The organism is Pantoea sp. SO10 (assembly GCF_005281435.1).
GTDB classification, from domain to species: domain Bacteria; phylum Pseudomonadota; class Gammaproteobacteria; order Enterobacterales; family Enterobacteriaceae; genus Pantoea; species Pantoea leporis.
In genome coordinates this window covers 674,565-687,505 of the sequence record NZ_CP040095.1, presented here as the reverse complement: position 1 = coordinate 687,505, position 12,941 = coordinate 674,565, and the positions used below count along the sequence as shown (strand labels likewise).

The 12,941-nt window shown below is 55.9% G+C and carries 12 protein-coding genes and 1 other annotated feature; of the genes, 4 read left to right on the top strand and 8 right to left on the bottom strand.

What is annotated here, in order from left to right; all coding sequences use genetic code 11:
• The 4 genes from thrB to FCN45_RS03110 all read right to left on the bottom strand — a co-directional run bounded on the left by thrB (window position 1) and on the right by FCN45_RS03110 (window position 4,443).
• Window positions 1–930: a homoserine kinase gene (gene thrB, locus FCN45_RS03125; RefSeq protein ID WP_137386843.1), complete on the bottom strand. Its 930-nt coding sequence runs from the start codon at window positions 928–930 to the stop codon at window positions 1–3.
• Between the two features lie 2 nt (window positions 931–932).
• Entirely contained in the window at window positions 933–3,395 is a 2,463-nt protein-coding gene (gene thrA, locus FCN45_RS03120; protein ID WP_110867500.1) for a bifunctional aspartate kinase/homoserine dehydrogenase I, read from the bottom strand.
• Between the two features lie 27 nt (window positions 3,396–3,422).
• Window positions 3,423–3,542: a sequence feature (Thr leader region), on the bottom strand.
• Complete coding sequence (gene thrL / locus FCN45_RS03115; RefSeq protein ID WP_137386842.1) at window positions 3,481–3,549, bottom strand: thr operon leader peptide; 69 nt, start codon at window positions 3,547–3,549, stop codon at window positions 3,481–3,483. Its footprint overlaps the feature before it by 62 nt.
• Before the next feature lie 189 nt (window positions 3,550–3,738).
• Window positions 3,739–4,443: a tRNA/rRNA methyltransferase gene (locus FCN45_RS03110; RefSeq protein ID WP_101762160.1), complete on the bottom strand. Its 705-nt coding sequence runs from the start codon at window positions 4,441–4,443 to the stop codon at window positions 3,739–3,741.
• A gap of 589 nt (window positions 4,444–5,032) precedes the next feature.
• Between FCN45_RS03110 and arcA the strand changes: the two genes are divergently transcribed.
• Window positions 5,033–5,749: a two-component system response regulator ArcA gene (gene arcA / locus FCN45_RS03105; RefSeq protein ID WP_137385127.1), complete on the top strand. Its 717-nt coding sequence runs from the start codon at window positions 5,033–5,035 to the stop codon at window positions 5,747–5,749.
• A gap of 46 nt (window positions 5,750–5,795) precedes the next feature.
• Here the strand turns inward: arcA and creA are convergent, their stop codons facing one another.
• Window positions 5,796–6,269: a protein CreA gene (creA, locus tag FCN45_RS03100; RefSeq protein ID WP_101762161.1), complete on the bottom strand. Its 474-nt coding sequence runs from the start codon at window positions 6,267–6,269 to the stop codon at window positions 5,796–5,798.
• A 194-nt stretch (window positions 6,270–6,463) separates the two neighbouring features.
• On the opposite strand from creA, the gene robA reads away from it, so the two are divergent.
• A complete protein-coding gene (gene robA / locus FCN45_RS03095) occupies window positions 6,464–7,342 on the top strand; it encodes an MDR efflux pump AcrAB transcriptional activator RobA (RefSeq protein ID WP_101762162.1) in 879 nt (292 codons plus the stop codon).
• 37 nt (window positions 7,343–7,379) lie between these two features.
• Here the strand turns inward: robA and gpmB are convergent, their stop codons facing one another.
• Complete coding sequence (gene gpmB, locus FCN45_RS03090) at window positions 7,380–8,027, bottom strand: 2,3-diphosphoglycerate-dependent phosphoglycerate mutase GpmB (RefSeq protein ID WP_101762163.1); 648 nt, start codon at window positions 8,025–8,027, stop codon at window positions 7,380–7,382.
• Window positions 8,028–8,078: 51 nt separating this feature from the next.
• On the opposite strand from gpmB, the gene yjjX reads away from it, so the two are divergent.
• Window positions 8,079–8,600, top strand: coding sequence for an inosine/xanthosine triphosphatase (gene yjjX / locus FCN45_RS03085; RefSeq protein WP_101762164.1), 522 nt, complete (start codon window positions 8,079–8,081; stop codon window positions 8,598–8,600).
• On the opposite strand, the gene trpR is transcribed toward yjjX, so the two are convergent.
• Window positions 8,597–8,920, bottom strand: coding sequence for a trp operon repressor (gene trpR, locus FCN45_RS03080; protein ID WP_101762165.1), 324 nt, complete (start codon window positions 8,918–8,920; stop codon window positions 8,597–8,599). The genes yjjX and trpR overlap by 4 nt on opposite strands.
• A gap of 44 nt (window positions 8,921–8,964) precedes the next feature.
• Window positions 8,965–10,884 (bottom strand): murein transglycosylase, encoded by a 1,920-nt coding sequence (sltY, locus tag FCN45_RS03075; protein ID WP_137385126.1) that lies wholly within the window; start codon window positions 10,882–10,884, stop codon window positions 8,965–8,967.
• Window positions 10,885–11,142: 258 nt separating this feature from the next.
• Here sltY and atzF point away from each other — a divergent pair, with 258 nt between their 5' ends.
• Complete coding sequence (atzF, locus tag FCN45_RS03070) at window positions 11,143–12,939, top strand: allophanate hydrolase (protein WP_137385125.1); 1,797 nt, start codon at window positions 11,143–11,145, stop codon at window positions 12,937–12,939.
• The last annotated feature ends 2 nt before the right edge of the window (window positions 12,940–12,941 follow it).

Sequence of the window (12,941 nt, the reverse complement as noted above, 5' to 3'; positions counted from 1 at the left end):
TTATCCCAATTTACGTGCGCCAGCCGTATCAAGACGGCAGATGTGGACGAAACCTTCTTCATTCTGCAGATAGTGCTGGCTCAGCCAGTCTGCCATCCGCTGTGCCGTTGCCATCTCGTTGCAAACGGCGAAAAGTGTCGGGCCGGAGCCCGAAATGCCGCACGCCAGCGCGCCAATATCCTGCGCCGCTTTACGCGCATCGGCGAAGCCTGGCAGCAGTTTAGTGCGATACGGCTCGGCGATAACATCCTGCATAAGTTTAGCCGCCAGCCCAGGCTGCCGCGTATGACAAGCGTGAATAAAGCCTGCCAGCAGGCGACCATGCTTGATGGCATCCTCTTTGCGGTACTGTGCCGGCAGAATGGCGCGCGCTTCGGCGGTGGAGACTTTAATCCCCGGATACGCCATCACCCACAGCCATTCGTCAAAGCACGGCACCTCCTGACTGATGATGCCGTTCTCTTCAATCATCAGCTGCACGCCGCCAAGGAAGCACGGCGCAACGTTATCAAAGTGTACGCTGCCGGAAATACGCCCTTCCAGCTCGCCCATCAGCGCCAGCAGTTCGGTGTCATTGAGCGGTTTGCCGCAGAATTCGTTCATCGCCATCAAACCGGCAACCACCGAACAGGCACTTGAGCCGAGTCCGGAACCAATCGGCATATTCTTTTCCAGCGTCATCGCCACCGGAACTTGTTTACCAATCGCCTGGCAAAAACGCTCCCAGCACTGATAAACGATGTTCTCCTGCGGATTGGTCGGCAGTTTGCTGACAAAACGCCCGGAGTTCACCAGGCTAAAGCTGTCGGCGGCTTCCACGGAAACGCAGTCACCCAGCAAGGTGCCATCCACCGGCGAAACCGCCGCGCCAAGCACATCAAAGCCGACGCTGACGTTACCTATCGAGGCCGGTGCATAAATTTTTACCATCATCAAACTCCCAACTTCCACGACAGCGTACGCAGCAGGTCAGCAAATACGCCCGCTGCTGTGACATCATTCCCTGCACCATATCCACGCAAAACCAGCGGGATTGGCTGATAGTAGCGGCTGTAGAATGCCAGCGCATTCTCACCGTTCTTCACTTTGTACAGCGGATCGTTGCCGTCCACCGCGTCAATCTTCACTTTGCAGACGCCACCCTCTTCTATCGCGCCGACGAAGCGTAATACTTTACCTTCGTCACGCGCTTTGGCAACGCGCGCGGCAAAGGCGTTATCCAGCTCCGGCAGACGTTGCATAAACTGCTCAACGTCGGCGATCTCCGTCAGGCTGGCGGGCAGCAGCGGTTCGATATCGATATCGCTAAGCTCCAGCTGATGCCCCGCTTCACGCGCCAGAATCAGCAGCTTACGCGCCACATCGGTGCCAGAAAGATCGTCACGCGGATCCGGCTCGGTAAAGCCCATCTCACGCGCCATTTTGGTCGCTTCCGACAGCGAAACGCCCTCATCAAGCTTGCCGAAGATAAAGGAGAGCGAGCCAGAGAGAATACCGGAGAACTTGATCAGTTCATCCCCGGCATTCATCAGGTTTTGCAGGTTTTCGATCACCGGCAAACCGGCACCGACGTTGGTGTCGTATAGGAACTTACGGCGCGATTTTGCTGCCGCTGCACGCATCTGCTGGTAATAATTCCACGACGACGTGTTGGCCTTTTTGTTCGGCGTGACGACATGGAAACCTTCGGCGAGGAAATCGGCATATTGATCGGCAACCGCCTGGCTGGAGGTACAATCGACGATCACCGGGTTTAGCAGATGATACTCTTTCACCAAACGCATCAGGCGACCGAGATTGAACGGCTCTTTGGCTTCGTTCAGTTCTGCCTTCCAGTTGCTGAGATCGATACCGTGTACGTTGGTCAACAGCGCCCGCGAGTTAGCGATGCCGCACACGCGCAGATCGATATGCTTCTGTTTCAGCCACGTCTGCTGGCGATGCAGCTGATCCAGCAACGCTGCGCCCACACCGCCAACGCCGACCACGAACACTTCAATGACCTGATCGGTAGCGAACAGCATCTGATGCACCACACGCACGCCGGTGGTGACTTCATCGTTGCTCACTACCACCGAGATGGAACGCTCAGACGAGCCCTGCGCAATCGCCACGATATTGATATTGGCACGCGCCAGCGCCGAGAAGAATTTGGCCGAGATGCCGCGCAGCGTGCGCATGCCATCACCGACCACCGAGATCACCGCCAGCTGTTCCAGCACGTCCAGCGGATCGAGTAAGCCATCTTTCAACTCCAGATAGAACTCCTCCTCCAGCACGCGACGCGCACGCGCCTGCTCGCTTTGCGGTACGCAGAAGCTGATGCTGTATTCCGAAGAGGATTGGGTGATCAGCACCACGGAGATGCCGGTGCGTGACATCGCGGCGAAAACGCGCGCCGCCATGCCGACCATGCCTTTCATGCCCGGACCTGACACGTTGAACATCGCCATGTTATTCAGGTTAGTAATGCCTTTCACCGGATTTTCATCCAACTCGCCTTCGCCACCAATTAAGGTGCCCGGCGCTTGCGGGTTAGCGGTGTTTTTGATCAGGCAAGGAATCTGGAACTGGGCGATGGGCGCGATGGTACGCGGATGCAAGACTTTGGCGCCGAAGTAGGAGAGCTCCATTGCTTCCTGATACGACATCGATTTCAGTAAGCGCGCATCGGGCACCTGGCGCGGGTCGCAGGTATATACGCCGTCAACATCGGTCCAGATTTCACAGCAATCAGCGCGCAAACACGCAGCCAACACGGCGGCGGAGTAGTCAGAACCGTTGCGGCCCAGCACCACCAGTTCGCCCTTCTCATTACCGGCGGTGAAACCGGCCATCAGGATAAAGTGATCGGCTGGGATCTGGCTGGCGGCGATGCGACGCGTGGATTCGGCGATATCAACGGTGGATTCAAGGTAATGACCAATCGCCAGCAACTTCTCCACCGGATCGATAACGGTAACTTTGTGGCCGCGCGCCTGCAGCAGCGCTTCCATAATAGCAATCGACAGCTTTTCGCCACGGCAGATAATGGCGGCATTCACAGCGTCCGGACATTGGCCCAGCAGGCTGATGCCGTGCAGCACTTGTTTCAGCTGTGCAAATTCCAGTTCAACGCGGGTTTTCAGTCCGTCATAATCAAAGCCCGGCTGCGCATCACGCAAGCCTTGCAACAGATCGGCAAAAATACGTTCGGCATCGCTGATATTCGGCAACGTGTCCAGGCCGCTGATGGTTTTCTCAATCATCGCCACCAGATGATTGGTAATTTTTGCTGGTGCAGAGAGTACGGTCGCAACCTGTCCCTGTTGTGCATTGCTTTCCAGAATATCCGCCACACGGAGAAAACGTTCCGCATTGGCTACTGAGGTTCCGCCGAATTTCAGCACTCGCATATTTGAAGCTCTCCTGAATTTTTGCCGAAAAAAAAAGCCCGCACTGTTTAGGTGCGGGCTTTTTTCTTTGTTTTTCCTGTATGCGTCAGCCCGCACCGTTACCTGTGGTAATGGTGGTGGTAATAATTGTGGTGTTCAGGCTGAGTTTACGCATTTAGATTTTTTTCTGTCTGTCTTTATCTTGTCCGTCTGCCTTCCAGAAGTAAAGCAAAGCGCACGTTAAGTCAACGAATTTGTCTTAGCCGCGCCGTCCCTGGCGTTGCGCAGTGCTGCGCTTGCTGAGGCAAAAATTATCGCGATCGTTCAGGAGATGCGGCGGATTGCCGCATCAGTCACTAGCATCTCAGGATTTATCCGAGCAATTATCTATAAGTTTTTTTTCTACGTCGTGTAACAAACGATGCAGCATGGCGCTGTCACGTTGTTCCAGCAGGCCGATACGCTGATCAATCCAGTCCGCCATTTTGACGTCATCACTCACATCCAGCTTGACCAGTAACTGATGAAAGCGCTGGCGCAATGCCTGCAACTGCTGCTCATTCGCCACTTCTGCGGTCTCAGCCGCAATCTGATTGAGCGCCGACAGCTGATAGCAATACACCATCACCGCCTGACCGAGATTCAGCGACGGATAATCATTGGCCATCGGAATACCGGTTAACAGATCGACCTGCTCCAGCTCTTCATTGGTTAAGCCGCTGTCTTCACGGCCAAACACCAACGCGATGCGGCTCAGCCATTGGCGCTTCTCCTGCAGGATGTTTTCAACCTGGCTGGGCGTAGCGTAATAGCGGAATTTCGCGCGGCTACGTGCGGTGGTCGCTACGGAAAAATCGACATCCTTGAGCGCCTCGCTCAGCGTGGCGTAGGTTTTGACGTTATCGAGGATCTCACCGGCGCCGTGCGCCACTCGACGTGCTGCGGGATCTTGCCAGGCATCGCTGGCGACAATGCGCAGCTCGCTAAATCCCATGGTTTTCATAGCGCGAGCAGCCGCACCGATATTTTCCGGACGGGCGGGAGAGACAAGGATTAAGGGGAAATGCATGATTTTTCCATCGAACTGTTAACAACTCGCATTATGTTGGCATGCAGGAGAGAAAATACCAACTGCGGCTAGAGGAGAAAATAAGATGTTAACGATGTTAAAAGAGGGATAAATCCAGCTGTAGTGGAAATTAGCGGGCATAAGCAAAATTATCGGACCTATTGAATATAAAACCCTTTTCTTTCATATCATTGAAATATAATTTCCTGCGTGTTTTAGTTTTGGTTATATAAGGACGAAATGTAGCAAAAATGCTGCATTTTGTGAGCTAAACTAGCAATCCTGGAGAAGTTTTTCATAAAAGTGTTAACGTGCTACACTTGCATTTGATATAAGTCAACGAAGCGTTGTTTTTATGCTTATCGGTTGTTGTTGGTGCTGTTAGGTTGCTGTTAATACGGTTAGGATGAGCGCCTGTCCGAGATCCTCGGGGCGTGCAAATATCCATCCTGACTGGCTGAGCTAACACTGAAGTTGACGTAGATGGATGGTGTATTCCGAAGATTATTTCGTATACCGGTTGCAGCACATTAGCGTAACCGACGTACGCCCTGTTTTCGATTTGTTGGCAAATTTTAGGTAGCGAAACATGCAGACCCCGCACATTCTTATCGTTGAAGACGAACTGGTCACGCGTAACACCCTCAAAAGTATCTTTGAGGCAGAAGGTTACGTGGTCTATGAAGCCACCGACGGCGCCGAGATGCATCAGGTTTTGACGGACAATGACGTCAATCTGGTGATTATGGATATCAACCTGCCAGGTAAAAACGGTTTGCTGTTGGCGCGCGAACTGCGTGAGCAAGCAAACGTCGCGCTGATGTTCCTTACCGGCCGTGATAATGAAGTGGATAAAATCCTCGGTCTGGAAATCGGTGCCGATGATTACATCACCAAACCGTTCAACCCGCGTGAGTTGACGATTCGTGCACGCAATTTGCTGTCGCGCACCATGAATCTGGCGATGCCAAGTGAAGAACGCCGTACCGTTGAAAGCTATCGCTTCAACGGTTGGGAGCTGGATATCAACAGCCGCTCACTGATTAGTCCGAACGGCGACCAGTACAAGCTGCCGCGCAGTGAATTCCGCGCCATGCTGCACTTCTGTGAGAACCCAGGCAAAATCCAGACGCGTGGTGACTTGCTGAAGAAGATGACCGGCCGCGAGCTGAAGCCGCATGACCGTACCGTGGATGTCACCATCCGCCGCATTCGTAAGCATTTCGAATCCACGCCAGACACGCCAGAAATCATCGCCACCATTCACGGCGAAGGTTACCGCTTCTGCGGCGAACTGCAGGATTAAGCGTTGAAAGAAAAAACGCCCGTCAGGGCGTTTTTTTATGCCTGCATTAATGCCACGGCATAATCGGCACGGCGCTCAGCGCATTCTTCGGCGATCCATCCACCACCTTGTCGGAATAGCTTAGGTACACCAGCGCATGACGTTTCTGGTCAAAGAAGCGCACCACCTGCAGCTTCTTAAACACCAGTGATGTGCGTTTTTTGAACACCACTTCACCTTGCGCCTTGCCTTGTGCGATTTTCTCGCTAAGCTCTACCGGTCCCACCTGTTGACAGGAGATGGCCGCGTCGGACGTGTCTTCCGCCAAACCTAATCCCCCTTTAATACCGCCGGTTTTTGCCCGGCTGATATAACAGGTTACATTTTTTACGTCGGGGTCATCGAAGGCTTCTACCACGATCTTATGATCGGGGCCAAATATCTTGAATACCGTGTCAACTGAGCCGATCTCTTCGGCCTGAACGCCAGCACTGAATACATATGTTGCCAACGTGATTATAAGAATACGAGCTATTGTCATTGAGTTACCATTGCCAATCGAATAGATGAGAATGTAATGTACTGTCAATCGAACACAGAACCAAACCTAAAAGGGTTTTAACCCGCTTTGACTTAGCACACTCGATTAGCAAACCGCCCCCACGCTTTTGTGCATTTCGTGCTATTATTCGACGACTTCATAGTTGCGCCACCAGAGAGTTATGAGGATGTTTTATGGACCAAGCCGGTATCATTCGCGATTTGCTTGTCTGGCTGGAGAGCCATCTGGATCAACCGCTTTCATTAGATAACGTTGCGCAGAAAGCAGGCTACTCCAAGTGGCATCTACAGCGGATGTTCAAGGAAGTAACCAGCCACGCGATTGGTGCGTACATTCGCGCGCGTCGGCTGTCGAAAGCCGCGGTGGCGCTTCGCCTGACCAGCCGCCCCATCCTCGACATCGCGTTACAATATCGCTTCGATTCGCAGCAGACCTTTACCCGTGCGTTTAAAAAGCAATTCAACCAAACGCCTGCCTGGTATCGTCGCTCATCGGAGTGGAACTCGTTTGGCATTCGCCCGCCAATTCGTCTCGACGATAACAGCATGCCGGAAGCGCAGTTTGTCACGCTGCCAGAAACGGTGCTGGTCGGCCAGACGCAGAGTTACTCCTGTACGCTGGAGCAGATTTCCAGCTACCGCGATGAGATGCGCCTGCATTTCTGGAAGCAGTTCCTGCTGGAAACCGACACGGTGCCGCCGGTGCTGTATGGCTTGCATCAGGTGCGCGCCAGCCATGAAAAAGATGATGAGCAGGAGATTCTCTACACCACTGCGGTGCCTGCCGATCAGCTGGCAAAAAGCATGCAGTCGAATCAGAGCGTGATTGTGGAAGCCGGTGATTACGTGCAGTTCACCTACAACGGTGCGCGCAGCGCGCTGGGTGAATTTATCCTGCTGCTGTACGGCACTTGTATGCCAACGCTGGGATTAGTGCGTCGTCAGGGACAGGACATCGAGCGTTTCTACACGCACGGGGGTAAAAAACGTAGCGAGCCGCCAACGGAAATCCGCTGCGAATACCTGATTCCGATTCGCCAACAGAATAACTAATAAAAAATGCCGTCATCGCGACGGCATTTTTTTTGGCTTAGCGTTGAAGCTCGTCTAACGCTGGCGCATCCAGATGCGACACATCGCCCGCCGTCTCAACCACCCAACCGGCCGCCAGCCACGCGCTCTGCTGATGATCCACACGCGAGATCGAGCAATTCCGCAAACGCAAACGACGTTCCGCATGCGCAGGCAAACCGAGAATGGTACTGACCAACACGCCCAGCGCCATCCCGTGGCTGACAATCAGCGGACGGCTACCGGCAGGCAACTCCAGCAGTGCATTCAGCGCTTCGTGCATCCGCGTCGCCATCTCCGCCATCGATTCGCCACCCGGAATACGTCCAGCAGTGGTGCCATCCACCAGCGTTTTCCGCCAGTGTTCCTCTTCTTCGGTTAAGCCATCGAGTGGACGTTGTTCCAGGCAGCCCATATTGAGCTCGCGCAGACGCGCATCGAGCGTCACGGTGCAGCCACACGCATCGGCGATAATCTCTGCCGTACGCCGCGTCCGTCCCAAATCGCTGGCAATCACATGGGTAATGCCCAGCGATTTAACTCGCTCGCCCACTTGCTGAGCCTGCTGCTCACCTTTTTCCGTTAACGGGCTGTCAGACTGCCCCTGAATGCGCCGAGCCGCATTCCATACCGTTTCACCGTGACGAACAAGATAGACCTGTAGCATGCTTAATTTCCGTTATACTGCGACAAATTTGCCTCGAGGGTTTAAACAATTATGTACCATGTTGTCGCAGCCACCATCAACCCGGCAAAAATTCGCGCGATTGCTCAGGCGTTCAACGACGTTTTCGGCGAAGGATCCTGCCACATCGAAGGGGTTGAGGTCGAGAGCGGCGTCGCAGCCCAGCCACTTAGTGATGTTGAAACGCGAACTGGCGCACGTCAGCGGGTTGAGAACGCGCGTCAAACGCGTCCACGGGCCGATTACTGGGTGGCGATCGAAGCGGGCATTGAAGGCGATTGCGCCTTTGCGTGGATGGTGATTGAAAACGCGCAGCAGCGCGGAGAATCACGTTCGGCCAGCTTTACGCTGCCGCCGATTGTCGTGGCAGGCTTGGCTGCCGGGCATGAACTGGGTGATGAGATGGCACGCTTAACCGGCGTGGAGAATATCAAACACAAAGGTGGCGCGATTGGTGCCCTTACCCACGGCCTGCTGAGCCGCTCCAGCGTCTACCATCAGGCGCTGATTCTGGCGCTGTGTCCGTTCACCCATCCGCTCTACAGCCAGCGTTAACCGCGGCCAAGACGCGCTTCCAGCCAGCGTTTTAGCTCTGGCGGCGCCTCTTTCAGACTATTAGAACCGCGCGTAATGGTGGCGATGCCGACGCCCAACTCATTCTTCAGTTCACGCTGGCTCATATCGCCGTTCATCAGCTCTTCAATAATGCGCAAACGCGTCCCGTAGGATTCACGTTCATCCGGCGTCATCATCAGTTGTAATAACGGCAGCGCCACGCCATCGGCAAAGGCATTTTGCATCAGTTCGATAAATCGCAGCCAGTTATCTTCAACAGGCTGAGCCGATTCCGGCTGGGAAGAAAGGGGTTGGCTCATGAAGGGCTTCCGTACTCATTAACGAGTACGGAAGCATAGCATAGTCAATACTGGCGATTCCACTCACTGTCGGCGAGAATCTTGTCCGGCCTGCCCATGAAGTAGCGGTAATAGGCATCGTAGGCCAGCACGTTTTTCACGTAGCCACGCGTTTCTGAGAACGGGATGGTTTCGATAAACGCCACCGCATCCAGATTACCGCCGCTGGTTTTCTGCCAGCTGCGCACGCGTCCCGGACCGGCATTATAGGCGGCCGAAGAGAAGATGCGGTTCTGACCAAACTGCTGATAGACATACTCCAGATACTGCGTACCGATCTGAATATTGGTCTGCGGATCCAGCAGCTGGCTGCTGTTCACATAGCCGGGAATGTTATACATCTTCACGGTATGCGTCGCCGTAGCGGGCATCACCTGCATCAATCCGCTGGCGCCCACCGGTGAACGCGCTTTTGGGTTCCACGCGCTCTCCTGACGCGAAATCGCCATCGCATAACTCTGCGGAATGCCTTTGTCGCTGGTGTATTGCTGGTAAAGGTTTTGCCATGCCAGCGGGAAGCGCTCTTTCAGGCTATCCCACATTTTCGCGGTGATGGTGGCCTGCACGCTGAGATCCCACCAATCCTGCTCGTTAGCGTAACGCGCTAGCATCTGCTGCTGCGAACGGGTTTTGCTGGAGATCAGATTGGCCCACTCGCTGCGTGCCAGGTTATCCAGCCCCCAATACATCAGCTCACGCACGCGCGCCATTTCCGCACCTTGCGTCACGCTGCTGTCGGCTGCCGGAGCCTTGTCGACCTGCAACGGGTACTCCACGCCCAAACGCTGCGCCGCGACCATCGGATAGAAGCCGCGCGCCTGCATCAGCTTCCGCAGAATATCATTGGCTTCCTCTTTACGGCCCTGCGAAATCAGCAAATCCGCCTGCCAGTATTGCCACTCATCTTTCTCTTTGGCTTCCACCGGCAAACGCGCGATCCAGGTATTGAGACCACGACGATCGTTCTGGCTCAGCGCCAGGCGTACGCGGCGCTCCACCAGCGCGGTAGATTCGCTGTTCATCACCACCGCATCACGCCAGCGCGCCTGCTCGCTGGTGAGATCCGCGCCCATCATGCGCCACACCACGGTCTCTTTCAGATCCTGCTCATCGGCCTGGCTCATCTTCTGCGCCTGCACCAGCTGCGGGATCATCATGCGCGCGTTATCCATATCCTCACGCGCCACGCGGGCGAAGGCGTAGCTGGTCGCCATGCGGGTGAAATCGGTGGGTCCCATGCTGCTGGCAAAGGTGGTGACGGTTTGCGGATTCTGCTGCAGCGCAATCAGCGCGCTGGCGGTGGTTTGATAATCCGCCGGCAGCATTTTCGCCAGGTAATTCACCAGGCTGTCGTTACCGGCTTTCATCGCCAGACGAATACGCTCGAGAATGGTGATCGGCGAGAGTTGCCCGCTGGCTTGCCATACCGAAAACAGCTTGTCGCAGTCGTTCGGCAACGCGGTGCCGCGCAGCCAAATCTCTTTCGCACCGGCAAACGCCGCCTGCTGCTGGCCGGTCGCCCACTTAGCGTAGTGCCAGTTACAGCGCGCCTGCACCGGTTTCGGTTCATCCGGGCTGAAGCTGAGTACGCCCTGCCAATCCTGACGGTTCGCCAGCACATTCACAAAGCGCGTTGAGAGCGAGCGCGCCGGTGGCAGCGTAGGATACTGTTGAATAAAGTTCTTCACCGCCAGCGGCGTCTCTTGATCGAGATCCTGCGCCAGCAGGCGATATTGCAGATACGGGTAGAGCGGATAATCCTGCAGCGTCGGCATCAGCTGCGTCACCTGGTCCATCTGTTTGTTATCCCAGGCTTGCTTGATTTGCGCATAGCGCTGTCGCTGCTGATCCAGCGAATCGGCCCATACGCTGCTGGCCGTGCTGACCAGACAGATCCCTAGCATCCAGTAACGCCACTTCTCCATTACGCTCTCCTCTCAGTGCTGCGATCCAGCTCATGCCAGACTTCTTTCATGCTAACCAGGCCAACCGTCTCTTGCCATGTTCTTCACAAAATTTACGCTCGCGCACCGCCATTGCGCAGCGTTTGCGCCGCCGTTGTGCAATTTATCATCAGAAAAACGTATTACACATCAATTAACTACGCGGTTTCATCGGCTTACAAAAATGGCACGCGCTTTGCTCTGTTGAATTCCATCTTGTATACCAGTTGGAATTCACTCATGGCATTGACCTTTGGCTTTACGCTCCAGGATTGGCAACGCAGTTACCAACAGGATCCACAACAGATTACCGCCTTGCTGGCGGCCCATCTCGACGCCATCGACGCGCAGGATAACGCGTGGCTCTATCTTGCCACGCCCGCGCAGCTGCAGGCACAGATTGAACCGCTGCTGGCGAGCTATCAGCGCAACCCGGCGGCGCTGCCGCTGTTTGGTGTGCCGTTTGCGGTAAAAGATAATATTGATGTCGCTGGCTGGCCGACCAGCGCCGCCTGCCCGGCCTTCACCTACACCGCCGAAGCCGATGCCTTTGTTGTCGCGCAGCTCAAAGCAGCAGGTGCGGTGGTGATTGGCAAAACCAACCTCGACCAATACGCCACCGGCTTAGTCGGCACGCGTTCGCCGTTTGGTGCCGTGAGCAACACCTTCAATCCTGATTACGTCAGCGGCGGCTCCAGCTCCGGTTCTGCGTCGGTGCTGGCGCGCGGTCTGGTGGGCTTCTCGCTCGGCACCGACACCGCCGGTTCGGGCCGCGTGCCCGCCGGTTTCAACAACATCGTTGGCCTCAAGCCGACCAAAGGTTGGTTCTCTGCCAGCGGCGTGGTGCCGGCTTGCCGCCTCAATGACACCATTTCCGTGTTCGCGTTAACCGTCGAAGATGCCTTCGCGGTGGCCACCGCAGCGGGCGGCTATGACGCGGGCGATGCCTATTCGCGCAGCAATCCGCACACCGCGCCAGCCAGCTTCAAAGCGCAGCCCGATTTCGCCATTCCCGCCACGCCCGAGTTCTTCGGCGACAAACAGGCAGAAGCGGCTTGGCTTGCGGCGCTGGAGCAATTGCAGGCCGGCGGCGCCACGCTGCATCCGATCGATTTTTCTCTGTTCCATCAACTCGCCGAACAGCTCTATAACGGTCCGTGGGTTGCCGAGCGCACCGTGGCGGTGGGCGAGATGATCCATCGCCCGGAAGAGATGGATCCGGTGGTGTACGGCATCGTCAACAGCGGCCTGAAATACACGGCGGTGGAAGCCTATCAGGCGGAATACCTACGCGCCGAACTGACGCGCCAGATTCAGCAAACGCTGGCGCAGTTCGATGCGCTGGTGGTGCCCACCTCGCCAACCATCCATACGCTGGACGAAATGCAGCAGGAGCCGGTGCATTACAACTCGCAGTTCGGCACCTACACCAATTTCACCAACCTCGCCGATCTCAGCGCGCTGGCGCTGCCTGCGCCGTTCCGCGCCGATGGATTGCCTGCCGGCATCACGCTGATTGCGCCTGCGTGGCACGATCGCGCGCTGGCTGGTTTTGGCCTGCGCTGGCAGCAGCAGATGGCGCTGCCGCTCGGTGCTACTGGCAAGGCGCAGCCTACTCAGCAAGGCGCATTGCCGGTTTCCGCCGATCACGTCCGCGTGGCGGTGGTGGGTGCGCATCTCACCGGCATGCCGCTCAACTTCCAGCTTACCACGCGCCAGGCGGTGCTGGTCGAAGAGACGCAAACCGCCAGCCATTACCGTCTGTTCGCCCTGCTCGATGGCCCGATTAAGAAGCCAGGCCTGCTGCGTGGCGAGAGCGGTGCGGCGATCACCGTCGAACTGTGGGATATCCCGCTGGCGCGCTTTGGCGAGTTCGTGGCGGAAATCCCGGCCCCGCTCGGCATTGGCTCGCTGACGCTGGCCGACGGACGCATCGTCAAAGGCTTTATCTGTGAACCGGCGGAGCTGTCGCAGGCGCTGGAAATTACCGAATTTGGCGGCTGGCGCAACTGGCTGGCCTCTCTGGGGAGTAAATAAGC

Coding starts and splice junctions, on each gene's coding strand:
- trpR (WP_101762165.1), bottom strand. CDS start 8,920: ATGAGCCAACCCCTTTCTTCCCAGCCGGAATCGGCTCAGCCTGTTGAA.
- arcA (WP_137385127.1), top strand. CDS start 5,033: ATGCAGACCCCGCACATTCTTATCGTTGAAGACGAACTGGTCACGCGT.
- thrA (WP_110867500.1), bottom strand. CDS start 3,395: ATGCGAGTGCTGAAATTCGGCGGAACCTCAGTAGCCAATGCGGAACGT.
- gpmB (WP_101762163.1), bottom strand. CDS start 8,027: ATGCTACAGGTCTATCTTGTTCGTCACGGTGAAACGGTATGGAATGCG.
- robA (WP_101762162.1), top strand. CDS start 6,464: ATGGACCAAGCCGGTATCATTCGCGATTTGCTTGTCTGGCTGGAGAGC.
- FCN45_RS03110 (WP_101762160.1), bottom strand. CDS start 4,443: ATGCATTTCCCCTTAATCCTTGTCTCTCCCGCCCGTCCGGAAAATATC.
- creA (WP_101762161.1), bottom strand. CDS start 6,269: ATGACAATAGCTCGTATTCTTATAATCACGTTGGCAACATATGTATTC.
- thrB (WP_137386843.1), bottom strand. CDS start 930: ATGGTAAAAATTTATGCACCGGCCTCGATAGGTAACGTCAGCGTCGGC.
- yjjX (WP_101762164.1), top strand. CDS start 8,079: ATGTACCATGTTGTCGCAGCCACCATCAACCCGGCAAAAATTCGCGCG.
- sltY (WP_137385126.1), bottom strand. CDS start 10,884: ATGGAGAAGTGGCGTTACTGGATGCTAGGGATCTGTCTGGTCAGCACG.
- atzF (WP_137385125.1), top strand. CDS start 11,143: ATGGCATTGACCTTTGGCTTTACGCTCCAGGATTGGCAACGCAGTTAC.